Origin of the sequence: Vibrio cholerae (assembly GCF_008369605.1) — a bacterium.
Taxonomy (GTDB): Bacteria; Pseudomonadota; Gammaproteobacteria; order Enterobacterales; family Vibrionaceae; genus Vibrio; species Vibrio cholerae.
Window position 1 is genome coordinate 855,738 of the sequence record NZ_CP043556.1, and the last position, 26,017, is coordinate 881,754.

The window sequence follows — 26,017 nt, forward strand, 5'->3', positions numbered from 1 at the left end:
ATGTGGCTCTTTTGCTATTGGTTTCACACCTAAATCGGTTTAGCCGATGATGACTTTGTCACTGGTTTTGAAGAACTGCGACGAGGGCGGTTTGCGGGTTTTTTCGGCGCTGAATGAGTGCCGCCTTTTTTCGCTGTGCGAGCTTGCCCTGTAGGTTGACCTCGGTGGCCAGCTTTAGGTTTGTTTTCAGCTGCGCTGCCTTTGTTTTCTCCAGCTCCCTCTACCTTTTTAGGCTTTTTGGGCTTTTTCGGTTTCAAAGGTCGAGTGTCTAATTTTGACTCAGGGAGCAGGTTGGTCGGCTCAAATCCCGCTAAATTTACACGGGGCAGTAAGGCTTGCGTTAAACGTTCAATGGCAAATAATTCCGGTGCTTCAATGGCACTTACCAAGGATATTGCTTTACCGACTTCACCTGCACGGCCTGTTCGGCCAATTCGGTGTACGTAATCTTCAGCAATTTTCGGCAATTCAAAATTCACCACTTGAGGCAGTTGCGGGATATCAATGCCACGCGCTGCAATATCTGTTGCGACCAGAATACGCACCTCTCCCGCTTTAAAATCCGCCAGTGCTCGGGTGCGTGCGCCTTGGCTCTTATTGCCGTGAATCGCGGCCGCGGTTAAACCTTGCTCGTTGAGATAGGTCGCTAAACGGTTGGCACCATGCTTGGTACGCATAAATACCAGCACTTGTTGCCAATTCCCCTCTTTGACTAATTTTACCAGCATGTCCGGTTTCTTTTTCACATCAGCAGGATAAATGCACTGCTCAACGGTTCTTGCCGTTGAGTTGGCTGGGCTGACTGAAATTTCGACGGGATTATTGACTAAGCCTTTGGCAAGCTCACGGATTTCGGTCGAAAAGGTGGCTGAAAACAATAGGTTTTGGCGCTTTTCTGGCAATAATTTCAGTATCTTACGAATATCACGAATAAAGCCCATGTCGAGCATGCGATCTGCTTCGTCAAGTACCAAAATTTCCAACTGATCAAATTTGACCGCATTTTGGTTATACAGATCCATTAGTCGGCCTGGGGTTGCCACTAAGATATCCGCACCTTTACACATTCGCTGCATTTGTGGGTTAATTTTCACACCACCAAACACAACCGCGCTCTTGAGCGGTAGATGGCGGCCATAGAGCATGACATTGTCTTGGATTTGTGCGGCCAGTTCACGCGTTGGGGTAAGGATTAAAGCACGAACTTGATTGGCGCGAACTTTTGGCCCTTTTGCCAGCAATTCTAAAATGGGTAGCGTAAAGCCAGCCGTTTTTCCTGTGCCAGTTTGAGCTGCGGCCATCACGTCTTTGCCTGCTAAAACCGCAGGAATAGCCTGTAACTGAATCGGTGAAGGCGTGTTGTATCCTTTCTCTTCAATAGCTTTAAGGATTGGCGCAGACAGACCGAGCGAGGTAAAACCCATATATCATTCTCAACAGTAATCAAATAACGCGGGAAGTCCGCGCAAAGCCCGCCATTCTGAGGCCTTTATTGATTAGTAGCAACCGCTATCTACAATGCCAAGTCATTTGGGTAGAGAGAGCATGAAGATTGGTCGTAAATAAAAAGAGCCACATTCAGTGGCTCTTTGGCTATTGGTGACAAGCTCGGTTTAGCCGATGATGATTTTGCTGAGCACAAATCCTACACAGCAGGCAGAGATAACCGCAATGAGGCCGATCGACATAAAGGAGTGGTTGAAATACCACTTACCGATCTTGGTGGTCCCTGTGTTATCGAAGTTGACGGTGGCGATATCCGATGGGTAGTTCGGAATAAAGAAGTAACCGTACAGCGCTGGCATCAGGCCAATCAGCAATGCCGGTTCTAAACCTAGCCCTAAACCAACAGGGAGCATCATCCGCGCGACAGCGGCTTGTGAGTTCACCACCACAGACACAATGAACAGCGCCAGAGCAAACGTCCAAGGGTAGTTGGTCACCATCTCCACTATGCCAGATTTAAATTGTGGCATCGCGTATTGGAAGTAGGTGTCAGACATCCACGCGATACCGAAGATGGCAATCGCAGCAACCATGCCAGATTTGAACACCACACCGTTAGGTACAGAGCGTGGGTCTGTTTTGGTGGCGAGCAAAATGATACCGCCGAAACAGAGCATGATCATTTGAATCACCATGTCCATGCCAATTGGCTTGGTGCCTTCTTGAATGGTGCGGATCTCCGGCCACATTGCAATCACCACGATCACTAAAATCGAGGAGATAAACAGCAGCACGGAGTTACGTGCTGACGCTGGCAAGGTTTCATCGAGTGATGTTGCGGTGGTATTGAGAATTTTCTCGCGCCAGACGGGGTCTTGCAGTCTTGCTTGATATTCAGGATCGTTCTCCAGCTCTTTACCGCGTCTCAAACTGTACAGCGACATTAAAAGCGTACCGAATAGAGTCGCTGGTACCGTGACCATCAAAATCGATAGTAGGGTGATTTCATGGTTAATGTTGGAAAGCTGCGCCAAGTAGTAAACCACGGCGGCCGAAATCGGCGAGGCGGTAATGGCGATTTGTGACGCAACGGATGCTGCTGCCATAGGGCGCTCAGGACGAATGCCATTTTTCAGGGCAACGTCACCAATGATTGGCATGATCGAGTATACCGCATGGCCTGTACCCAGCATAAACGTCATGGTGTAAGTGACAAAAGGGGCAATTAAAGTGACGCGTTTGGGGTTTTTGCGCAGCATGCGCTCCGCCACTTGCAGCATGTATTTTAAACCGCCAGCAGCTTCAAGAATCGAGGCACAAGTGACAACCGCGAGGATAATTAACATTACTGTGATTGGTGGTGAGGTCGGTGGCATCTTGAAGACGAAAACTTCGATAACCAAACCAATCCCCGAAACGACCCCAAGCCCGATACCGCCGTATCGTGAGCCGATATACAACATCAGCAGTAGAAAGAGAAATTCTACATATAGCATCCCATGTTCCCTATATTGAAATGAAGTTATATGTATTGTCGGATTTCATTTGCAAAAATTATGAAGCAGAGTTCACAGAATTCTAGCTGGAAGAAACGAGATTTCGTTATTCAGGTGGGAGTCACACTATCGGGCTGAAAAGTAAAGATTTTTAGTGCTTTTGTGTAACGAGCTTGTTGCGCCACACAAAGCGTTATTTTGACTATCAAGCCAAGCGAAAGGCTTGGCTTGATGTAGGTCAATAAGGCGTCTAGTCGTAAATGGTCGGAATAGGCTGGCGCTTGTGCTGAGTTGCGTGATAAATCGCCACTAAACGCTGGCTAACTTCGGCAGGTACGGCTTTACCTTCCAAGAAATCATCAATCTGTTCATAGGTCAGGTTTAAGGCGGCTTCATCGGCTTTTTGCGGTGCTAACTCTTCAAGGTCAGCGGTAGGGGTTTTGTAAACCAACTGCTCAGGTGCGCCTAACGTTTTGGCGAGCAAGCGTACTTGGCGTTTGTTGAGGCCAAATAGTGGGGCGAGGTCACACGCGCCATCCCCAAACTTGGTATAAAAACCGGTGATGTTTTCTGCAGAATGATCGGTACCTAGCACTAGACCGCCGACATAGCCGGCAATTTCATACTGCGCGACCATACGCGCACGCGCTTTCACGTTGCCTTTGATGAAATCAACCTTAGCCGGATCGTTTGGGATAAGTCCGGTATTCGCCAGTGCGTGGTGAGAGGCGGCATGCAAACCATCGACTCCGGCTTTGATGTTGACGGAAACCGAGTGAGTTGGGCGAATAAAGGAGAGTGCGAGTTGCGCTTCATCTTCATCTTTTTGCTCGCCGTAAGGTAAACGCACCGCGATAAATTGGTACTCCGTCGTATTGTGTTGCTGGTTGAGTTCTTCAACCGCAAGTTGAGCCAAGCGGCCACAGGTTGTGGAATCGACGCCACCACTGATGCCCAATACGAGGGATTTGCAGCGCGCTTCAGTGAGCTTACGCTTAATAAAAGCTACGCGGCGTTCGATTTCAAACTGTGGATCGATCGAAGGCAGTACGCGCATTTCTTCACGGATCTTGTGTTCCATAGGTTCCTTTCCTGCAAGCAATGTCAATTTTTCGGTGTATGATACCGCAATCGTTGAATTAGAAAACCGAGAAAGGGCATTTCCTGATCGGCAAGGTGCACAATGAAAAAGATTGCGGTGTTTGGCAGCGCCTTTAATCCGCCGACCTTAGGCCACAAAAGTATTATTGATTCGCTTGGTCATTTTGATTTGATTTTGCTAGTACCGAGCATTGCCCATGCTTGGGGTAAAACCATGCTTGATTACGAGTTACGCAGTCAACTGGTGGATCAATTCATCCAAGATATTGGCTCAAATAAAGTGCAGCGCTCTGATGTCGAGCAAGCCTTATATGCTCCGCCAGAGGCCGTTACTACTTATGCGGTGTTGACGCGCTTGCAAGCTCTGTATCCGCAGGATGAATTGACCTTTGTGATCGGGCCGGACAATTTGCTTCACTTTGGAAAATTCTACAAAGCAGATGAAATACTGCAGCGTTGGACAGTCATGGCATGCCCTGAAAGGTTGCCTATCCGCAGTACCGCGATTCGCGATGCTCTGCAAAATGGACAGCCGATTACAGGCATGACCACTTCAGGGGTTGAGCGCCTTTTGCATCAGCAGCAGCTTTACATTAGCCCAAGCTTCTAATTTTTCACTGGCTGAGGATTCAGCCAGTGGATACCCCATCGTAGCGAATGTTCTTGCGAAATATCTGACTGATAGCTTCAGTCTCTCTGTCTGTTGCAGCAAATAATCATTGAAAAATAGGGACTATCTCCCTCCTATCCGCCGCTATTGTGCTAAAACTAAATAAGGTCAAAGTAGTGGAGATGTGGAGACGACATGGATCTGTTTGCAGATATGCGGCAAGACGCCGCAGGGGAAAAAGAACGTGTAGTCATGCACAGCCATGAGCCTTGGCGCGTTTTACTGGTCGATGATGATGAGCAGATGCATCAAATCACGCGTTTGGCGTTGACGGGATTCCAATTCCAAAATCGTACCTTGGAGTTAATTTCGGTTCTTTCTGGGCAAGAAGCTAAGGTGGTCATGGCCGAAAGATCCGATATTGCTTTGGCGCTGATTGATGTGGTGATGGAAACCGAACACGCCGGCTTAGATTTGGTGCGTTATATTCGTGAGGAGCTGCAAAACCGTCAAGTTCGTTTGGTGTTGCGCACCGGACAAGCCGGGCAGGCACCTGAAGATAAGGTCATCAAAGAGTATGAGATTGATGATTACAAAGAAAAAACAGAGTTGACGACTCAAAAGCTGCGTACCTTACTCTATTCCATGCTGCGCGCTTATCGTGATTTATGTTTGATTGAGGATCAAAAACGCGGCTTAAGCCATGTGATTGAAGCCTCGGCTAATGTTCAGAACACCAGAAACCTACAAACTTACGCGACCGCAGTACTGAGCCAATTAACGTCACTGCTTAAGTTGCGTGCTTCTGCGTTTTATTGCGTTGTAAATCCGCGTCCTGGTGGCGAGCAGTGCAGTGCCTTAACCGTTGCGACAACGGCAGAATGTGTGGATTTGTATGTAGAGTCCCCCTTTAAAGGGCTTCCAGAAGAAGTTGAAATCCGTTGTAAAGAGGTGTTGAGCAATGGGCGTACCTGCGATTACGGTGATGCCTATGTGTTTTTTAAACGAGATGATCGTGGTGTTGACAGCGTATTGTATGTCGATCTCGATCAAGAGCTTTCCGAATTGGATAGAAAACTACTGGAAATCTATATGTACAACATTGGGTTGACGTTCGAAAACATTAACTTAATGGTCGATCTGCGCGAAACTTCGAAAGAGTTGGTCTATAACTTAGCCAATGCCGTGGAAGCACGTAGCCGAGAAACAGGTGCACATGTTCAACGTGTCTCGTTGTTTTGTGAGCGATTAGCGCTGCTATACGGTTTACCAGAAGCTGATGCGGATATGATTAAAAGTGCTGCACCGCTGCATGATGTCGGTAAAGTCGCCATTCCAGATAGTATTTTGCATAAACCCGGTAAATTGGATGCTCAAGAGTGGGCGATTATGCAAAAGCATGTTGAGTACGGTGTCGATATTCTCAGCCGTTCTAAGCGGCGTTTGATTCATGTAGCGAAAGAAATTGCTGCCACTCATCATGAAAAATGGGATGGCAGTGGTTATCCGAACCGCTTACAAGGCGATGATATTCCCATTTCAGGCCGTATTACTGCTTTAGCCGATGTTTTTGATGCTTTAGGCGCGAAACGTTCCTATAAAGATCCATGGTCAGATGAACAGATCCGAGAAGAGCTGATCGCACAAAAAGGGCGTCATTTTGAGCCGAAACTGGTTGAGCTATTACTCGAACACTGGGATGAGTTTATTGCTATCCGTGCTTCGCTGCCTGACTAGGACAGCGCCAAAAGTGAATACCGGCAGAAATGAATACCGATGGAGCGCTAGGCGTGGCTAGGTCGCACAGTCGGCTACTTGAGGCATCGATAGCGCTTGGGGTAATGTGATCACGTAATGCACGCCGTGCCCCGGTTCGGAAGAAAACGCCAGTTGGCCATGCAGCTTTTGCTTAACCAAATTAAACACCAGATTTAATCCTAATCCTGAGCCACCTTGACCTCGCTTAGTGGTAAAAAATGGTTCAAAGATCTTTTGATGCAGTTCTTTTGCTACGCCGCATCCATTGTCTCGATATTCAATCATGATCTGCTGATCTTTTTGATAGAAGTGGATATCAATCTCTGGCTGAGCAGTCTCTGCGAAAGCGTGATTCACACTGTTCATGACCAAGTTAGTCATAATCTGTGTCAGTACACCAGGTAAGCTGTTCATCATCACAGAATCCTCCCCATGCAGTTGCGGAGTCACCGGAATTTTTCGGGTTTCACTGTGTAAGCTGGCCATCAGCGCGTCGAGGACTTGTTTTACGTGAAATTGGCTACGGCTTTCCGAAACTTGGTCGACGGCGGTCTGCTTAAAATCTCGAACCAGTCGTGCGGCACGGTTAAGATTGGTTTCTAGCATCAGGGTGCTTTGAGTCATCCTCTCCATCAATTCTGCAAACTGTTGGCTGGTGAGGGTTTGCTGGTTAAAGGCGTTGAGCAAGCTTTCTCGTGTTTCCTGAATCACAGAAGTGGCTGTCACCGCAATACCTAACGGCGTATTCACTTCATGTGCGACGCCTGCCACTAAGCCACCGAGAGCGGCGAGCTTTTCAGATTCAATCAGTTGGGTTTGGGTTTCTTGCAAACGAGTTAAACTGAGTGCTAAATCTTGCGTTCGATTCGCGACTTGCTGCTCCAGATCTTGGTTCATGATTTCTAAACTCAATTGAGCCAGTTTGAGCGAGGTAATGTTGATTGCAGTACCACGAAATCCGAGAAATTGCTCATCGGCATAGCGAGCAATGCCTTGAAACAGTAAATAGGCTTGAGTGCCATCACTGAGTGTCAATTCCACTTCACAATTTGAGAAATCTTGCTGTTTGAGTAAGCAGTTCATGAGCGCGGTTGAGGATTGAAGCGGAGCAATACTTACCATGAGTGGTTTGGAATCTTCCTCAATCGCTAACGCAGTAGACATGGCTTCTGAGCTATAAATCAGCTCGCCATGGCAGTTGGTTTCCCATAACCAATCGGAGGCGGCTTGTGCAAAATCTTCCAACCGTTCTTGCTCCGATTTGATGGTGCGGTAAAGGGTTGTTACGTTGTTAGCAATCCGATTAGTTTCATCTCCCAGCCATTGTAACTCATCATTTTTCTCCATAATCCAAGGGTTATAAGGCAGTTGTAGTGGTTTTTTAGGGTGGCGGGGATTGTAGCGACGTAGAAATTGCGCAATCGCAAAAATCCGCTGATTCACACTGGCGTGGAAAATCAGCAAGATTAAATAGCACACAATAGCGGTTTTCAGCGCATTGACGGCTAAGGTGAGCAGAAACTGGCGAATCAGATAGTTATAAATACCTTGGGCATCCGATTCGACATATAAGGTACCGATATTCTCAGTCACCTGAGTATCTGGGTTGGTGTATTCCAGGGCTATTTCGCTATTTAATGCCATGCTGGTTACGGGTTCTCCGGCTGAGAAATGGTAGTCGCCAGAGGTGATCTTCATATAATCGACATTGGGTAAGTTGACCAAGCCTTCCAGCCTTTGGGTAAGCACGACTAAGTCATAATTCCACAGTGAGCTGGCGAGAAGCTCGGCGTGAATGGTTTGGATTTCATCATGCCTAGCTTGGACATTATTGAACTCACGGTTGTAGTCGATGAAGGTTTGGGTAATCGTCATGGCTAAAGTCACGGCACCACTGAGTATCACCATGATGAGAATGATGCGTCGGCCAATACGGCTGAACATCGGGTTACTGTCCATTTCTTCTGCGTCACGGTTTTTCATTATTATCTATTGTTTTAGAAGTAATTCATTTCAGTATAGATGGTCTATGCCGTACCTTCCTTCCCACTTGGCCAAGTTATAGGCAGAAACATCAGCTACACTTGCCTATACCCTTTCTGCTTGAAGTAACGGCGATGTTGGCTACGTTTTTGATCTCAGTGGCATAGTTTCTCTATGCTCAAGGGAATGAGCTCACAGTGGCATCTGCCACCCTAAGTGGTTTGGGTATTAAAGCGTGGAGGAAGCCATATGCGCTGGTGGATAGTTATAGTGTGGTTATTGAGTGGCCAAGCATGGGCTGCCAATGTGTTGGTGATTCAAAGTTATCACTCGGGTTACGCGTGGGATGCAGCCTACACAAAAGGATTGAAAGAGGGGATTAACGCCCAACATCAATTACACTTTTTTGAAATGGATACGAAACGGATTCCCGCTCGAGAATACAGCGCGGCTGCCGATCGTGCATTTCAAGCTTATCAGCAATTGAAACCTGATTTGGTGGTATTGGGCGATGACAACGCACTCTATTATTTGTTACCCAAACTGTATAACGAACCCATCTCGATTGTTTTTCTCGGCATCAACTCAAATCCCAGAGAGTTGCTGGATGAGTATTCGGGGATTGCGCAGGTAACGGGCATCTTAGAGCAACCCTTGTTTGTAAAAAATATGGCTGAAATTGGCCGCTTGTTACCGAAAGAAAAACGGCGTGTTTTGGTGTTGTTTGACTCAGGGAATACCTCAAAAATTGCCTTGGATTATATGCAAGATCAACACAAGCTGATTAAGGAGAATTTGGGGATAGAGGCGGACATCCGTTCTATTAAGAGCGAACAAGAGTGGAAACACGCGGTTGAGTACGCGAATCAAGAAGGTTTTGGAGCCATAGTGGTGGGTTTGTATCAAACCCTTGTCAATATTGATGGGTTACATGCTGCTCCTGAAAATATTGTGAGTTGGACGAATGAGCATTCTCAACTGCCGCTGTTTGGCTTTTGGGATTTCTCGATCGGCAAAGGAAAAGCGGCGGGTGGCGTGGTGTTATTTGGGTTAGAACAAGGAGAGATGGCTGCTGAGCTGGTGACGCGTATTTTGGATAAGCAAGAGCTTGCCAAATATATTCCGATCCAAATTAACCGCCAAGGGAGAGGTGTTTATCAGCCAGAAGAGCTTGCGCGCTGGGGGTTAACGCCGCCCAAAGATTGGACACCTATCGATGAATAAGCGCTGCACTTAGTTTATAAGTCGAAGGTGTGTTGTAGATAAAAACACCGCCCATAAAGGGCGGTGTGAGAAAGAACTTAGGCTTCAACAGGTTCTTGCTGCCAACGTTTTTGGCGTAGATTGAAGGCACAAAACAGCACAAACCATACACTGCTGGCGGCCAAACCAGCCCAAACGGAGTGCAATAAGCCCATCGCCAAATAACCCAGTAGTGCGCCCATTGCTGCGCTGATCGCGTAAGGAAGCTGAGTCACGACATGGTCAATATGATGGCTACCCGCACCGGTTGCTGACAAGATGCTGGTGCTGGAAATCGGTGAGGCGTGATCGCCAAACACTGCGCCGGCCAATACGGCGGAGAGAGTCGGTAGCATTAGGCTGATGTCTGATGCCGCAGCGATATCACCCGCGAGTGGCAGCATAATCCCAAAGGTGCCCCAACTGGTGCCAGTGGCGAATGCCATTAAGCAAGAAAGTACAAACACCAAGGCGGGGAGCAGTTCAACCGGTAGATTGCCTTGAGTCAGAGACGCGAGATAAATGCCGGTTTGCAGATCGCGCACCACACCACCAATCGTCCAAGCAAACAGCAGAATGATGATTGCTGGCATCATCGCCATAACCCCTTTGGGAGCCGTGGATAGCCAAGTTTGCGCCGAGAGTTTTAAGCGCAGTGACAGGACAATCGAGACCGCCAAGCTACACAGCGCCGCATAAACCAGTGATTGAGCCACATTGGTATTTTCGAGTGCGCCAATCAAAGAGAACGCCTCACCGTTAGCAGCTAAGACGGCGTTACCGGTTTGGATCATGAAAATCAAGGTGGTGATGGTCAGTACTGCGATGGGCAACACCATATCAATCATGGTGCCGCGAGCGGTTTCTCCACCTTCCATATCTAAGCCCGCAGGGCGGCCTTTGCTTTCGTCCCACAATTTACCTTCACGAGCCCACGCTTCGTGTTGGCGCATGGGGCCAATATCCATCGGCAGGAAAATCACCGCGAGCACCATAAGCAGGGTAAACACGGCGTACAGATTCATCGGGATCATCTGTACAAATGCTGAAATCGCACTGATTTCCGTCATTTCGTGTGCCGCTAAAATGCCGCCAATGAGAGCGATGATGTAAGCGCCCCAAGAGGAAATCGGTGTAATCACACACACAGGTGCAGCGGTAGAGTCGAGCAAATAGGCGAGTTTCGCGCGCGAGATTTGGAAGCGATCCGTCACTGGGCGGCAAATCGCACCCACAGACAGGCTATGGAAAAAGTCGTCAATGAAAAAAGCAAATACCATCAAACCCGTCAGAGCTTTTGCACTGCGGCGATCTTTGCATTTGCGCTCAGCCCATACCGCGAAAGCACGCGTTGCGCCTGAGGCCGTCATTAAGCTTATCAAACCACCCAGCAGCAGCATAAACAGCAGCATATTGATGTTATCGCTGTTGGCTGCACCTTCCGCCCAAAACAGACCGCTGATCTTTCCAAACAGGTATTGCACTGTACTCAGGGGGGAAAAATGGTTAAGCATAACCGCACCAGCAACAATGCCAGCGCCTAAAGAGAGTAATACTCGGCGTGTGGTAATCGCGAGCAGCACCGCGAGTAGCGGTGGGATGACCGAGTAAACCGAGTCAGAATAAGGGGCTAAATTCATGGATCTCACATCACCTTTTCAGGTGGAGATCTACCAGCAGGATAAAAAACACATTTCAGCGAAATAACACTTCTTATCCTTCAAGGTAGCGCTCCATAGACAACACACTATGGCAGTCCGGCATTTGTTCAATGCTGGCCCAGCGAACGTTGATGACGCAACGATCACTTCGGCGCTGTACCCTTTAACCAGTCATCATCGGGGTCAACCTACGACTGGCGACTCATGAACAGCGCGCCTCTACTTAAAGGAACTTGTGCCCGTCGAAGAGCTAGGCTCAAAAACTGTGACACACGACGTATATTACTGCCTTTTCAGGTGACGACAAGATTTAATTTCCCCATTTCTGCAGTGAAATTGATCTCATCCGGTATATTCGCTAAAGGGTCAGAATTTTCTCACCTCAGATCGCAATCGGCATCTCATCTGACGGTGGCTGTTTGGTGTAAACGCGTTTAAGTCCCCACAACGCCAGTACTGACATCAGAAGCATAATAATACCGAGTGGTAGTTGATCGGATGCTGGGAACATGGCGGCAAACAGCGTAGCCAGACCTGCCCCTAAATTTTGCATGCCACCTAAAATTGCACCGCCCGTTCCCGCGTGATAAGGGAAAGGAGAAAGTGCACCTGTGGTAGCGGCTGGGAATAAAATGCCGGCCCCTAAGAAGTAAATGGTTGCGCCGCCAATCAGTGATAGGGCCGTGGTCATACCCAATAAGCCGGGCAGCATAATGACCAGTGAGCCCGTTAAGATCGCGAGTAAGCCGATATACATAGCGGTTTTTTCACGCCAGTGGCGAGCAATCACGTTAGAGAGCCAAGCGCCCGCCAAATAACCGGGGATGGGTAACACAAACAGCAAGCTCACGGTCGTCGCAGGTAGGCCTAATACACCGCCTAATAACACGCCAGCCGCCGCTTCGAACACGGCTAAGCCTGCAAAGGTCGCGACAAGACAGATTAAGTAACCTTGGAAGCGACGATCCGACAGCACGTAATGATAACTGCGTAGCACGGGCTCTTTTTTACGCGCTGTCGCTGGCAAGGTTTCTACCATGCTCGTCATCATGGTGATCACCACGGCAATGGCAAAGAGTGACAGAAACAAATAGCTTGAACGCCAACCAAAACTTTCGGTTAAGTAGCCACCTAAGACCGGCGCAACCAGCGGTGAGAAAATCAGGCACATACTGATTAAGCTGTTGACTTTATGCAGATCAGCGCCTTCGAAACAGTCGCGAGAGAGCGTACGAGACATCGCGCCACCACAACCAATCCCAAGACCTTGCACGAAGCTACCGATCAAAAACCATGAATACTGATGGGCGAAGAGCGCAATCAAAGAACCGATAATGTAGATCGCCAATCCAGCAATAATGATCGGTTTGCGACCAATACGATCAGAAAGGGTACCGTAGACAAATTGCGACAAGCCGTAAGGGATCAGGTAGCACGCCATCACAGCTTGCAGCGCTGCTGGTGAAACCAAAAACTCTTGCGCCATGTAACCAATAGAAGGCACATACATGGTTTGTGTCGCTTGGCCGACAGCAGCCAGAATAGCGATAAAGAAGGTCAGTTTTGCGACAGAAAGTGAGGCAGACATCGTTATCTCCAGATAAAAACAATATCTTATTAAAATCATCTAATGAAAATTCTTGAAAGAGCTTAGCTCTCGGCGCGAGATGTTATTGCTGTAGGCCTTATCTAGCAAACGATTATTGCTGTTTTGCTCACGATAAATATCTATGGCTTTGATTATTTTTTCTAATGCAAATTTTGGTTTTATTGTGCCTTGAACCAAAACTCAAGGCAGACTATGATAAATGAGAATTAATATCATAAAGATGCCGTAAACATGTTGTCACTTGCTGTACCACTACTTTTCATGAGTTTGCTCGGATTTAAATTAAAACTGCCTTATGGGTTGTTGATGGGATTAATCATACTGACGCTATTGTTAGGCTGGCTTGGTAACGTCAGCTTATTGCCAGTGTTGGTGGTGCTGTTCTTTATGTCTCCGCTCTTGCTGGCAACAAAACGAGCGCCATGGCAGAGCATATTGTTCGGTGTTGGTTGCTTGTTGCCCCAACTAGTGCAATTCGTGATGTTAAATCAGCGATGACCATGAGTTGAACCCAATAGCGCATGACAATGGTCGCCATTGAGTTCAATGACATGCTCTTCATCGAAGCTGACGCGGTTTTTCCCCATTTTTTTCGAATGATAGAGTGCTTGGTCTGCGCGTTTGAACCACTGCTCCGGATCATCGGTGCGCAGTGCTTCGGCCAAACCGACACTGACGGTGACTTTGGCATGGTATGGGTAGTGCGTTTGTTGAATCCGACAACCAATATGACTCATCACGAGTGTAGCGTCGGTTAACGACGTATTTTCAAACAGCAGTAAAAATTCATCGCCCCCTAATCGAAACAACAGATCTAACTCACGGCAGTGAGTATTCATTATTTCAACAACTTGGGTAATGACTTTATCTCCTGTGTCGTGTCCATAAAGGTCATTAACAGATTTGAAGTGATCGATATCGATCACGGCGATCACCGCCGATTCATTGGCGAGCTGGCGGTGGCGAAGACATTTTTTCAAAAAACCATCCAGTTGATGGCGATTCAATGTGCCCGTTAATGCATCACGAGTGGAAAGATAAAAAAGCTCAGTGTGCAGCTTACGGATAGCATCTACCACCACATACATGATGGCGGCACAAGCGCTGATCGCAAGGCTAAAGCGCAAGGTGACTTCGGCGGTTTGATGGGGAATTAAAACCCATATGCTGGCTGGAATGATAATGGTGATGGTCAATAAGTTATCTTTCTGGGGGAGTAGAAAAGCAATCGCAATGAGCACGGGAAATAGCCAGTAGCTGGCGAGGGTGCCGAAAATGTGAATAGCCATCACCACGATGACTACCACCAATGCCAGTGGAAGCCTAAAACCCCATGGTGTTTTCTTTTGATAATAGATAGCCGTAATTTCAATGAGGAGCGTGCATTGGAATACGATGATCAACCCGCCAAGAAGAACGTAGTCAATCAGCAAGTTTTTAACGGCGAGTGGAAAGAAAACCAAACTAGAAATAAAACCAATAAAAAGCGACACCCGACGTTGATAGTAAGTGTTCAGTAACTCTGAACCGGTAAAAGCAGGAGAGTGAGTCGATTTTGTCATCGTCATGTTGTGTCATCTCATCATTTTTTATAAGGCTATGAAGAGATGCTCAATAAAGCAAAGAAACCGATGACTAAGCTGTGAGACTGAGGATGGATTTACGCCATCCTCAGGATACGGTGAGCATTAAAGCGGAAATTGTGCCATTTCGGTGGCCAAAATCTGCTCTGCAAGATAGTGATGAATCGCGGTGGTGGGATGAGTCACTTCCCAAAACACAAAGCGATCTGAGCCTTGCTTGGCGCACTCCGCAGAGAGTGAATGTGACAATAGGTAATCGGCGGCAGAGTTGCGTCGAATATCTAAGCAAGGGGAGTTCGCGTTGGCAAATCCATGTTGCTCTGGCTGAGTAGTGATACTGTCAAACAGGGTATAAGCATCAAACAGTACGATGCGAATACCTTGCATTTGGTAGTAACGTGCTTGCTCACGGATAAAGGCATTCATGCCGATGATTTTGCTGCGTACAGTATCAATTTGCTCTTGCGTGGCATATTGAAACTGTGGCGCGCGCGTTGCGTCCGGCAAGGTCATTAGGACAAGATTTTTTGCTCCTGCATCAATAAGACGGATCAGCGCGGAACTATAATCGGCTTTCACCTCTGCCAAGGAACGGTTGTAGTTCATAAAGTCGTTCAAACCAAATTCCAAGGTAAACAAGCTGTTTTCTGGCTGATAGTTTTTAGCCAGTCGCATATAAGACAGATAAGAGCTGACCTGCTCATAAACGCCCGTTAATGCCACATACTGGTTACGCCCTGCCGCACCACCGACGGCCCAGTTATACAGAGGTACATTCAAACCTTGTGCTAGGTATTCAGTCCAGACGAATCCATTCGAGAAATGGCCTAGGAACCATGAGTCAGGGTTGGGGAAGCGCCACTGTGAGGCATTGAAAATGTTGCCAGTATCGGAAAGGCTATCGCCAAACGCGATCACTTTGCTGATGCGGTTGGACTGAACCTCCGGATCATTGCTCCAAATCGTGTGGTTGTATGAAAAGCGATGATCGGCCGCGAAATAGGTAATATCGGCAAACTCGTGGTTGACACCAAGCGTCTCTTCACAGCGTTCTAACAGGGTTTCTGGCTGAACCGTCGTGTAAAACATGTTTTTTTGTCGAATACTCGACCACCAATAACCCTGGATAGTGTAATAGCTACCATCCGCATTCTTTGCCCACTCCCAAGTGGTGTAGGGGTCATCATGAGTGGCTGCAGGACGATACCAACAACGCACATAGGTATAGGTTTGTTTACCTTGCACTTGTTGAATTTGCGCGCGGCTAAGCACTTCTGCCTCAGGGGAAGCCCATGGTTCAGTAGCGGCATTAACCGATAAGCTAGCTAAGCCAGCGATTATAATAGAGAGTCTTTTTTTCATCGTTTACTTCTTATCATTGAGTAATCAGAGTGAGGATCTGGTCAGATCTGTGGGTATTGTGAATGAGGTATTCATCTGGTCAATGAAAACACCCAGCGGCTTCCCTAGGTTGGAAGTAAGATCAAGTCTAGTTGATGAAAGCATCACTATCTTCTTCTTACTTGAAGCGGCTACTGTGTCGGTTAGACGGGTTCATTTTGATTGCATAGTCAATCTATGCTTATACGGGTTCACTGACTCTTAAATCATGCCTTTTCTTATGTGTAAGCGTATTGAAATCTTTAGAGTTAAAATGGAGAACTTAACTTTTTTTAAATTATTCAATTAATCTTTAAATCAACCTTATAAATTAATTCAGACTAAATTAGCCCAAATTAAATTAGGCTCATTAAATAATATGAATATCAGTAATTGTTATTTTAGGAAGAAATTATTTTACAGCAAATAAAAAGTCTTTAGAGGCTAAAATCTGTGATCCGCTGTGAATTTTCAATTTTACCGTATTTTACATTTAGAAACATAAGTGATATTTCAGTAAGTATGTGGTGGCAGAAAATATATACCAAAACTCCTTGGAGTTGCAGATAGGCGGCAAGAGAGTGAATCCTCATGAGCATAGATAAACCGTGTGATTAGGATGAACGAACGTGGCCAACACCGCTGCCGCTTCGAGTAAGAAGGGGATATGCATTTCTGCTAAAAGGATACGCGGTAAGCCGTAGCAGTACAGCCACACGCAAACTCAAGGATGACGAGGGTAACCCATGAGACACATGCAAAATGGGTATGTTCTAATTACTTGAAAATATAAGAATATTACTCAACTCAGAATTATAGAAGAGAGTTTATCAGCAACTATTAATTTGAGTGTTTGATATATTTCTTGTTTTTTCAGTAATTTGAGTATAAGTCACTTTGTTTGAAAATCTCTCTTGTAATAACACTAAAAATAACAGAGTCAGTGAGGTTTATATGCCAAAACTCAATCGTTGCGCAATCGCGATATTCACAATATTAAGCGCAATATCCAGCCCAACCCTGTTGGCAAATATCAATGAACCAAGTGGTGAAGCGGCGGATATTATTAGTCAAGTCGCTGATAGTCATGCAATAAAATATTATAATGCTGCTGATTGGCAAGCCGAAGACAACGCATTACCGAGCTTAGCTGAGCTGCGCGATTTGGTGATTAACCAGCAAAAACGCGTTTTGGTTGATTTCAGTCAGATCAGTGATGCTGAAGGTCAAGCAGAGATGCAAGCCCAATTCAGAAAGGCTTATGGGGTGGGTTTTGCTAATCAATTTATTGTCATCACTGAACATAAAGGGGAGCTGCTGTTTACACCTTTTGATCAGGCAGAAGAGGTTGACCCTCAATTACTCGAAGCGCCGCGAACCGCTCGCTTATTAGCGCGCTCTGGTTTTGCAAGTCCGGCACCGGCAAACAGCGAAACAAATACCTTGCCGCATGTCGCTTTCTACATCAGTGTCAACCGTGCGATCAGCGATGAAGAATGTACCTTCAACAACTCTTGGTTGTGGAAAAACGAAAAGGGCAGCCGTCCGTTCTGTAAAGATGCCAATATCTCATTGATTTATCGGGTTAACCTAGAGCGTTCGTTGCAATACGGCATTGTGGGTTCCGCGACACCAGATGCCAAAATTGTGCGTATCAGCTTAGATGATGACAGCACGGGAGCAGGCATTCATCTAAATGATCAACTCGGTTATCGTCAGTTTGGAGCCAGTTATACGACGTTAGATGCCTATTTCCGTGAGTGGTCAACCGATGCGATTGCCCAAGATTATCGCTTCGTGTTTAACGCATCGAACAATAAAGCGCAGATCCTGAAAACCTTTCCGGTCGATAACATTAACGAGAAATTTGAGCGCAAAGAGGTTTCAGGTTTTGAGCTTGGGGTGACTGGTGGGGTTGAAGTCAGTGGAGATGGCCCGAAAGCTAAACTCGAGGCGAGAGCAAGTTATACCCAGAGTCGCTGGTTAACCTACAACACACAAGACTATCGTATTGAGCGTAATGCGAAGAATGCGCAAGCGGTTAGCTTTACATGGAATCGTCAACAATACGCGACAGCAGAATCGCTACTCAATCGTTCGACCGATGCTTTGTGGGTGAATACCTACCCGGTAGACGTGAACCGTATTAGCCCACTGAGTTACGCGAGTTTTGTGCCGAAAATGGATGTGATTTATAAAGCCTCTGCCACAGAGACAGGCAGTACGGATTTTATCATCGACTCTTCGGTCAATATCCGCCCAATCTATAACGGTGCTTATAAGCACTACTATGTGGTCGGTGCTCATCAGTCCTATCATGGCTTTGAAGATACCCCACGTCGTCGAATCACGAAATCGGCAAGCTTTACGGTCGATTGGGATCACCCTGTATTCACGGGTGGCCGCCCGGTCAATCTACAACTTGCCAGCTTTAACAACCGCTGTATTCAAGTCGATGCTCAAGGTCGCTTGGCGGCCAATACGTGCGATAGCCAGCAATCAGCGCAATCTTTCATCTATGATCAGCTTGGTCGTTATGTGAGTGCGAGTAACACTAAGCTCTGTCTTGATGGTGCGGCATTAGACGCGTTGCAAACCTGTAACCAAAACCTGACTCAGCGTTGGGAGTGGCGTAAAGGCACAGATGAATTGACCAATGTCTACAGCGGTGAGTCGCTTGGACATGACAAACAAACCGGTGAGCTTGGTTTGTATGCGAGCAGCAACGATGCGGTAAGTTTACGTACCATCACCGCTTATACCGATGTGTTTAATGCGCAAGAAAGTTCGCCGATTCTGGGTTACACACAAGGGAAAATGAATCAGCAGCGTGTGGGACAAGATCATCGTTTGTATGTGCGAGCGGGTGCTGCGATTGATGCATTAGGGTCCGCCTCCGATTTATTGGTTGGTGGCAATGGTGGTAGCTTGAGTTCGGTGGATCTGTCCGGCGTGAAATCCATCACGGCAACCTCTGGTGATTTCCAATATGGCGGTCAGCAGTTGGTGGCGCTGACATTCACCTACCAAGATGGACGTCAGCAAACGGTAGGCTCGAAAGCGTATGTCACCAATGCTCATGAAGATCGTTTCGATTTACCGGATGCCGCTAAGATCACTCAACTGAAAATTTGGGCTGATGATTGGTTGGTGAAAGGGGTTCAATTTGATTTGAACTAAAAAGAGACCGTCAACATAGCCATTAAACAATGGAAGCATGCCCTGAAATTTCAGGGCATTTTATGTCTTTAATGTTTTTTATTTAGTCATTTATCGACTTAACAATTCAGAAACAGAATAATTTTGCCATACTACTTCAAAGGTTGATTTTCTTTGGGTGATCAGCCTGCCCTTTCACATTAGGGTAAACATACGCAATAACAATATAAGGCGCGATCCACGCGCTTTTGATGTTTGCCGATGATCCTACACCGTAACATGTCGGCAAACACGATAACTTCTGAACGATAGGTACGAGACATGATCATCAATAAATTTTCTCTGAAATGGATGCTCGCAATTGCGGTGGCGATCCCTGCGATTGCGCTGCTGTTTGTGGCTTTCACCAGTCTAAACACCATGTCAGTGATGCAAGCGCAGTCCAACAGCTTGTATGCCAACACGGCTGCACCAATGCGTGCCATGGCAGAGGCGACGTCGCGTATTCCTCGGATGCGGGTTGGAATTGATATGATGCTACTGCAAGAAACGGCGCTCAAGGATGCGAAAGGGGTTCTCAAACGAGTCGAAGAGGCAAGAACCGAAGATATCCCAGAAATGCGTCAAGCAATGCAAGTTGCGGTTGATTCTCAGGTTAATCCGGAACTCAAAGAGCAGGCACGCAAACTTCAAGCTCGTTTTGAACAAATGGTGCGTGAAGAGTTAGAGCCTATGCTGCAAGCTTTCGCCAATAACGATATGACCACGGCGCAAAACATTTACCGCGATAAATACGCGCCGACCTACGGTGAAATGCGTAAACAAGCCAACCAGATCCTCGATACGCTTTTGCAGCAAGCGGAGCAGCAAAACCGTGCCAGCGTGGAAAGTTTCGAAGCAGGACGCACCAAGCAAATGGTGATCATTGCAGCAGGCTTGATCATTTCATTCATCACTTCACTGATCATCATAACGAACTTACGTAGCCGAGTGGCTTACCTGAAAGATCGTATGAGTTCTGCGGCGGCGAATCTTTCACTGCGTACTCGATTGGAGTTGGATGGTAACGATGAACTGTGTGACATCGGTAAAAGCTTCAATGCTTTCATTGATAAAGTGCATCACTCGATTGAAGAAGTGGCAGAAAACTCAAAAGAGCTGGCGACGATGGCCTCTAGTGTGTCGCAGCGCGCGCACATGACGCAATCTAACTGTGCTTCGCAGCGAGATAGAACAGTACAAGTTGCGACGGCGATTCATGAGCTTGGTGCTACCGTATCCGAAATCGCCTCCAATGCGGCTATGGCTGCCGATGTCGCGAAGCAAGCGACGCTGCATTCTGGTGAAGGGAAAAAGGTGGTGGGTGAAGTGCAAAATCGGATCCAAACACTGGTCAATGAACTCGATAATGCCACTCAAGTTGTCTCATCACTGGCGACCCAAATTAACGGTATTAGCTCAACACTCGATACCATTCGCAGTATTTCTGAGCAAACGAACCTATTGGCGCTCAACGCTGCGATTGAAGCTGCGCGAGCGGGTGAACAAGGTCGTGGTTTTGCGGTGGTGGCGGATGAAGTTCGCACATTAGCAAGTCGTTCAGCGGCATCGACGGAAGAGATCCAGCAAGTCATTAATCGCCTTCAAACGGAGTCAACTCGCGCAGTAGAAGCAATGGAAAAAGGTCGCTCGCAAAGTGATGTGGTGGTTGAGTTTTCCGCTAAAGCGAACCAATCTCTCACAGAGATCAACAGCCAAATTGATCAGATTAATGATCAAAATATTCAAGTTGCGACCGCGACAGAGGAACAATCAACCGTGGTGGAAGACATTAATCGCAACGTTGAAGACATCAACCAACTGACGACAGAAACCTCGCATGTTGCGGATGAGTTAAGCCGAGCCAGTACAAGCTTGCAACGTCTCTCTTCGCAACTGGATAAACTGGTGGGCAGTTTTGAACTTTAACCAATGACTACGCTAAGCAAGCATTCATGTCGTTTGCTGATGACGTTGATATTCTATTTCTCACTAAGCGGCCTTTCTAGGCCGCTTTTTTATCGCTCTTCGCTTTTTTATGTTGCCTCAACCAAAGTTGGGGCTGTACGCATTGTGTGTTAATGAAATGTTATTAATTTTATATTTTGTTCACATTTTGACCTTTTGAGATTCGGAAATCCGCCACTTCTCTTCTAGCTTAATTAACGGTAAGAGGTCTGACTTCTACCGAGTAATGACCCTGTTTTCAGTTAATGAGACTCACGCCACTTCGTGTGATTCCAAGACTGAAGACAAGAACGAGAAGGAATATCCCTTGAATAAAATCATTATATTAATCGCTCTCTCACTGTTTTCTTCCTCAATCTGGGCCGGAACCAGTGCTCACGCGTTATCGCAACAAGGCTATACCCAAACCCGTTATCCGATTGTCTTAGTTCATGGTCTATTTGGCTTCGACACCTTGGCGGGGATGGATTACTTTCACGGCATTCCACAATCACTGACCCGAGATGGCGCTCAAGTGTATGTGGCACAGGTTTCAGCGACCAACAGCTCTGAGCGCCGAGGTGAGCAGTTATTGGCTCAGGTGGAATCGCTACTGGCGGTAACCGGAGCGAAAAAAGTGAACTTGATTGGGCATAGTCATGGTGGCCCCACCATTCGCTATGTGGCATCAGTGCGTCCGGATTTAGTCGCCTCAGTGACCAGTATTGGCGGGGTGCATAAAGGCTCTGCCGTTGCCGACTTAGTGCGTGGTGTGATTCCATCGGGTTCCGTGAGTGAGCAGGTAGCGGTTGGGTTAACCCAAGGCTTGGTGGCTTTGATTGATCTGCTCTCTGGCGGAAAAGCGCATCCACAAGATCCCCTTGCTTCGCTGGCGGCGCTCACCACCGAAGGATCGCTGAAATTCAATCAGTATTATCCTGAAGGTGTTCCGACATCAGCGTGTGGAGAGGGGGCGTACCAAGTGAATGGGGTGCGTTACTACTCATGGAGTGGCGCAGCGACCGTCACCAATATTCTTGATCCAAGCGATGTGGCGATGGGGTTGATTGGGTTGGTCTTTAATGAGCCGAATGATGGCTTGGTCGCAACCTGCAGTACTCATCTTGGCAAAGTGATCCGTGATGACTACCGGATGAACCATTTGGATGAGATCAACGGTCTACTGGGTATTCACTCCCTGTTTGAAACCGATCCGGTAACGTTATATCGCCAGCATGCGAATCGTCTCAAACAAGCTGGGTTGTAGGAGCTTGCCATGAAAAAAATCGCATGGAGTTTGGGAATTGTGGTGACCATAGGGGCACTCTGTGCGATTGTTTGGCCATCTTGGTATCCCTCTCGGCCTTTAGTGACCACGCCATCGCAGGCGGATATACAAGCAGATCAATCGAGTCCGCGCGATCTCTTGGAATATTTTCTCTCAGGCTTGGGTGAAACGTCTTTACCCGTGATTCAGCAGCAAGTGCAGCGTTATGAGCAGGAAAACCAAGGCTTGCTCATTGATAGCAGTCTGTTTGCACAATATGTGCAGTATAAAGCGGCGTTATCTGAGCTGACGCTGCCGCAAGCCAGCGGGGGGCTTTCGACCCAAGAGTGGTGGCAATTGCACCAGAGCTTGTTAGATCTGCAAGCTCGTTATTTTTCTGCTGAGCAGCAAGCGCTGTTTGCAGAGGAGAATCGGCTGCGCGAATTGGCGATCGAAAAGCGCCGAATTTATGAGCAGTATGGGCAAAGTGAAGAGGCGCAGCGAGCTTGGCAAGCGCTGTTGCTCGACCAGCCCGATTTTATTCAGCGTAGTGAGGCGACAGCGCAGCTATTGCCGCAGTTAACTCAAGCGGGGCAGGGGGATGCGCAGCAACGCTATTTGGCTCGCGTTGCCTTGGTGGGTGAGCAAGGGGCGCAGCGTTTAGCGGAGCTCGATGATTCCCGTGCGACGTTTGAACAGCAGTTTCAGGACTATTATCAAGCGCGGGCCGCTATATTAGTTCGCAACGAGCTCTCGGCCAGTGAGCAGCAAACCCAAATTCAGCAGTTACGAGAGCAGCACTTTGCGCCTGAGCAGTGGCGCCGTATTGATGCGTTAGAGCGGCTGAAAGATAACGGAGAATAAGGCTTTTCGCATTAGCATGAGCCTTAAAAAAGGGGCACCCGAAGGTGCCCAAATCCATGGAAGGAGAAGGAAGAATTACAGTTTGACTTTGATGGTGGTGGTGGTGACTGCGCCGCGGTCATCCATCACTTTGAGCTGCACATCATGGTGCCCATAGCTTGGGAAAATCGCAGTAAACATACGACCCCGCTTAATTTTACCATTCGGCAGTGTCCATTCGGTGTCGACAATGCGGCCATCACTGTCGGTACTGGTTGACCACATGGTGACCCAGCGACCTAAATGGATATAGTTGGCACTGGCTTGTGGTAACGCATTCGGTGTGTCCACTTTAATGGTTTGCTGATGAGTATCGCTATCGCCTTTGTCATCCGTCACCGTTAAAGTGACAGAGTAACTGCCTGCTTTGGTATATGACCAAGTTGGCGCGGCTTCGGTACTGGTTTGACCGTTACCAAAGTCCCACAAATAGCTGACGATATTGCCATCGCTATCACTACTGGTGTTTTGTGACGTCACAGAGAGCCCTTCGACTTTCAGTTCAAAGCGAGCCACAGGCGCGATATTTTCCGTGGTGACTTTCGACAAGCGAACAACACCGTACTCATTCTCTTTACTTTGTGAGAGCAGGTCGATCTTCAAACCAAATGGCATCACTTTGCGGCCAGAATCTGGAGCTTGAGGCGAGCTGTAATCTTGATCGTCCGAGAACGAGGCATTCGCGGTTAAGTTCATATCTTCCAGCGTATTGCCATCAGCCGTGACCAATTTGAGCGGCGCTTGATCAAACAGTGAGAAGGTTGCATCACGCACTTGGAAACGCGTTTGTGCCACTTCCCCTGTTTTTGACCAGATCAAGGCATTTTGGTCGGCATCGACCACGCCTAGCCAGCCTTCACCCGGATGTTTGCCAACCCAGTTATCCGCGTAAGATTCGTCCACATACCACACCAGCAAGCCCGGCTCGAATGACATCAGTTGCCCGAAGCGTTTCAAATTGGCTAAGCCTTGGTCAACATCATTGTGGCTGCGCCATTGCAGCAAGTAATAGTGATTGGCTTCGTGGAAGCCACCGTTTTTGGTGAAACCTTGGAACGCAAAGCTGGATGTGCCTTCTGCGTTATCGATCAAGCTCTGATTGCCATCCACCTCAAGGCGTAAGTCATCGACATACAGACCTTCCATGGCCAGACCGCCATCCGTCAAGTAATCAAATGCCAGTTCAACGGTTTGGCCTGCCCAAGCAGAGAGATCAAATTGCGCATCTACCCAGCCATCAGATTGGCCTGAGATGGCAGGTACTAAACCTGATTTAAACGGATCATCCATCGTCGTGATATTACCGGCAATCGGTTTGCCGTTAATCAGCACACGCGCGTAGTCGTAATCTTTTTCAATCTGGAACCACGCTTTAAAGCGCAACGTGGCTTGGCTGCCTGCTGGGATCGCCAATGGACGGCTCATGCGGTTTTTCAGATCATCGCCACGGTTCGAGTAGAAGGAGAACTCACCTTCTGCAGGTTTAATGCCTTCAACCCGTTTCATCGGCAGAGTCACTTTCACCATGTTCGGGCGTGAGTTATCTGTGGTTTGGAATAGCGTAACCACGCGCGGTTTGGCTTCTAACTCATTAATCGAAAGCTGCTCATGGTTAATCCAGCGTCCGCCAATCGAGTTTTGTAAGAACTGCTTAGCCCATGAACTGAAAGCTGTGGGCTGTGTACCGCCAATTTTGCCCGCCCAGCTGCCAGATGACATGATTGACCAATAAGAGACGGGCTCTCCCGTACCTGTGTACTGGGTGTCATATTCATCGGGCAGACCTAAATCGTGACCATATTCGTGGGCACACACGCCGGCAGCCGCATCAATCGGTTGAATGGTGTAATCAAAGGCAGCGAATTGGCCATTGAAGCGCCCAGGAACGTTGCTTTTCGTGCCTTCAAGAACATGGTAACGGCCGAGGTTAAAACGGTGTGACCAAATCGCATCCGCGCCCAACACACCGCCACCCGCTTCTTCACCCACAGAGGCATGGAAAATCATCAAGTGATCTATCACGCCATCTGGCTCACGGAAATTACCGTTACCGTTGTAGTCATAGCGATCTTCGATATCGTAATCGGCAAGGTTAATGTTTGGATCGCGCGCAAGTTGATCCAGTGCTTCGCGAACCAGCTCCCGAGCATTCATATCATTATTGGTACCGGGAGAGTTGCCACCGTAATAAGCCGCATTCTTTGAGGCACGATACCATCCTGCTGCTTGGCCGGAGACACTGTAGCTGTTGCCAGATTCACTCTCGTAATACTGACGCATTGAGATAAAGTTTTCACCGTTTGGACCGGTATAGCCTTTGTCCGAGAACAGCAAATCTTGGTAATGAGAAGGCTCATAACGATCGTAGAGCATCTCAGTATGCTCTTTCGTCAGGCGGTTATCATCCCAAGGGAGATCCGGGAAATCGATCAATAGCGCGAGCACTTTGTCCGTGCGCTTTTGACCAACATCTAAAGCAAAAACACGCGCCTTGTGCGGGCCTTTTTGCTTATCGATCACTTTAAGAATTTTTGCACGCTGCTCGAGCGCTTTCTTACCAAATTGCGCATCACCTTTGAAGCCGGAGCGAATTTTCTCCTCCAGATAACGTTCTAGCGCAATACGTTTATCAACGTCAGAGGAATCGGCAGGAATTTGTCCGGTGCGGACTAACATTTCAATTAATTTATCCTCATTCACCACGCCTAAATCAATGGGTGTTTGAGCGTATAATCCACTGCTGAAAAAACTGGCTACGGCGGCAGCTAATAGCGTTTTTTTGATCGTTTTCATTTTATTTCCTTAATATTTCCTTATTTAAGGTGTGAAAAGG

The 26,017-nt window shown here is 47.5% G+C and carries 17 protein-coding genes and 1 riboswitch; of the genes, 8 read left to right on the top strand and 9 right to left on the bottom strand.

Features of this window, described 5'->3' with window-relative positions; all coding sequences use genetic code 11:
* Positions 1-29: 29 nt before the first annotated feature.
* The 3 genes from F0316_RS17905 to nadE form a co-directional block, all read right to left on the bottom strand.
* Positions 30-1,424, bottom strand: a complete 1,395-nt coding sequence (locus F0316_RS17905; protein WP_001910469.1) for a DEAD/DEAH box helicase — start codon at positions 1,422-1,424, stop codon at positions 30-32.
* A gap of 189 nt (positions 1,425-1,613) precedes the next feature.
* The gene (locus F0316_RS17910) at positions 1,614-2,942 is read right to left on the bottom strand and encodes an anaerobic C4-dicarboxylate transporter (RefSeq protein WP_000967523.1); all 1,329 of its coding nucleotides are present in this window, start codon (positions 2,940-2,942) and stop codon (positions 1,614-1,616) included.
* Between the two features lie 250 nt (positions 2,943-3,192).
* The gene (gene nadE / locus F0316_RS17915) at positions 3,193-4,023 is read right to left on the bottom strand and encodes an ammonia-dependent NAD(+) synthetase (protein ID WP_142737636.1); all 831 of its coding nucleotides are present in this window, start codon (positions 4,021-4,023) and stop codon (positions 3,193-3,195) included.
* A gap of 102 nt (positions 4,024-4,125) precedes the next feature.
* Here nadE and F0316_RS17920 point away from each other — a divergent pair, with 102 nt between their 5' ends.
* Together F0316_RS17920 and F0316_RS17925 are read left to right on the top strand one after the other, a co-directional pair.
* A complete protein-coding gene (locus tag F0316_RS17920) occupies positions 4,126-4,653 on the top strand; it encodes a nicotinate-nicotinamide nucleotide adenylyltransferase (protein WP_119788561.1) in 528 nt (175 codons plus the stop codon).
* Between the two features lie 195 nt (positions 4,654-4,848).
* Positions 4,849-6,390 (top strand): DUF3369 domain-containing protein, encoded by a 1,542-nt coding sequence (locus tag F0316_RS17925; protein ID WP_000362852.1) that lies wholly within the window; start codon positions 4,849-4,851, stop codon positions 6,388-6,390.
* Between the two features lie 57 nt (positions 6,391-6,447).
* Here F0316_RS17925 and F0316_RS17930 read toward each other — a convergent pair whose 3' ends face one another.
* Positions 6,448-8,394, bottom strand: a complete 1,947-nt coding sequence (locus tag F0316_RS17930) for an ATP-binding protein (RefSeq protein ID WP_000796034.1) — start codon at positions 8,392-8,394, stop codon at positions 6,448-6,450.
* Between the two features lie 249 nt (positions 8,395-8,643).
* On the opposite strand from F0316_RS17930, the gene F0316_RS17935 reads away from it, so the two are divergent.
* The gene (locus F0316_RS17935) at positions 8,644-9,618 is read left to right on the top strand and encodes an ABC transporter substrate-binding protein (protein WP_149560783.1); all 975 of its coding nucleotides are present in this window, start codon (positions 8,644-8,646) and stop codon (positions 9,616-9,618) included.
* Between the two features lie 77 nt (positions 9,619-9,695).
* On the opposite strand, the gene F0316_RS17940 is transcribed toward F0316_RS17935, so the two are convergent.
* Both F0316_RS17940 and emrD read right to left on the bottom strand, forming a co-directional pair.
* Positions 9,696-11,276: a Na+/H+ antiporter NhaC family protein gene (locus F0316_RS17940; RefSeq protein ID WP_001046719.1), complete on the bottom strand. Its 1,581-nt coding sequence runs from the start codon at positions 11,274-11,276 to the stop codon at positions 9,696-9,698.
* A gap of 78 nt (positions 11,277-11,354) precedes the next feature.
* Positions 11,355-11,527: riboswitch (Lysine riboswitch) on the bottom strand.
* A gap of 152 nt (positions 11,528-11,679) precedes the next feature.
* Complete coding sequence (gene emrD / locus F0316_RS17945) at positions 11,680-12,885, bottom strand: multidrug efflux MFS transporter EmrD (protein ID WP_001276492.1); 1,206 nt, start codon at positions 12,883-12,885, stop codon at positions 11,680-11,682.
* Positions 12,886-13,137: 252 nt separating this feature from the next.
* Between emrD and F0316_RS17950 the strand changes: the two genes are divergently transcribed.
* A complete protein-coding gene (locus F0316_RS17950) occupies positions 13,138-13,404 on the top strand; it encodes a hypothetical protein (RefSeq protein WP_000949610.1) in 267 nt (88 codons plus the stop codon).
* Here the strand turns inward: F0316_RS17950 and F0316_RS17955 are convergent.
* Both F0316_RS17955 and F0316_RS17960 read right to left on the bottom strand, forming a co-directional pair.
* A complete protein-coding gene (locus F0316_RS17955) occupies positions 13,395-14,474 on the bottom strand; it encodes a GGDEF domain-containing protein (RefSeq protein ID WP_000178904.1) in 1,080 nt (359 codons plus the stop codon). The two genes, F0316_RS17950 and F0316_RS17955, sit on opposite strands and share 10 nt — an antisense overlap.
* 120 nt (positions 14,475-14,594) lie before the next feature.
* Entirely contained in the window at positions 14,595-15,851 is a 1,257-nt protein-coding gene (locus F0316_RS17960) for an SGNH/GDSL hydrolase family protein (RefSeq protein WP_149560784.1), read from the bottom strand.
* A 972-nt stretch (positions 15,852-16,823) separates the two neighbouring features.
* Here F0316_RS17960 and hlyA point away from each other — a divergent pair.
* The 4 genes from hlyA (at position 16,824) to F0316_RS17980 (ending at position 23,145) form a co-directional block, all read left to right on the top strand.
* Complete coding sequence (gene hlyA / locus F0316_RS17965) at positions 16,824-19,049, top strand: cytolysin VCC (protein WP_001125272.1); 2,226 nt, start codon at positions 16,824-16,826, stop codon at positions 19,047-19,049.
* A gap of 300 nt (positions 19,050-19,349) precedes the next feature.
* Positions 19,350-20,996, top strand: coding sequence for a methyl-accepting chemotaxis protein (locus tag F0316_RS17970; protein WP_095464793.1), 1,647 nt, complete (start codon positions 19,350-19,352; stop codon positions 20,994-20,996).
* A 346-nt stretch (positions 20,997-21,342) separates the two neighbouring features.
* Complete coding sequence (locus F0316_RS17975; protein WP_001033424.1) at positions 21,343-22,281, top strand: lipase family alpha/beta hydrolase; 939 nt, start codon at positions 21,343-21,345, stop codon at positions 22,279-22,281.
* A gap of 9 nt (positions 22,282-22,290) precedes the next feature.
* Positions 22,291-23,145 (top strand): lipase secretion chaperone, encoded by an 855-nt coding sequence (locus F0316_RS17980; protein ID WP_149560785.1) that lies wholly within the window; start codon positions 22,291-22,293, stop codon positions 23,143-23,145.
* A gap of 75 nt (positions 23,146-23,220) precedes the next feature.
* On the opposite strand, the gene prtV is transcribed toward F0316_RS17980, so the two are convergent.
* A complete protein-coding gene (prtV, locus tag F0316_RS17985) occupies positions 23,221-25,977 on the bottom strand; it encodes a M6 family metalloprotease PrtV (protein WP_148526693.1) in 2,757 nt (918 codons plus the stop codon).
* Between the last annotated feature and the right edge of the window lie 40 nt (positions 25,978-26,017).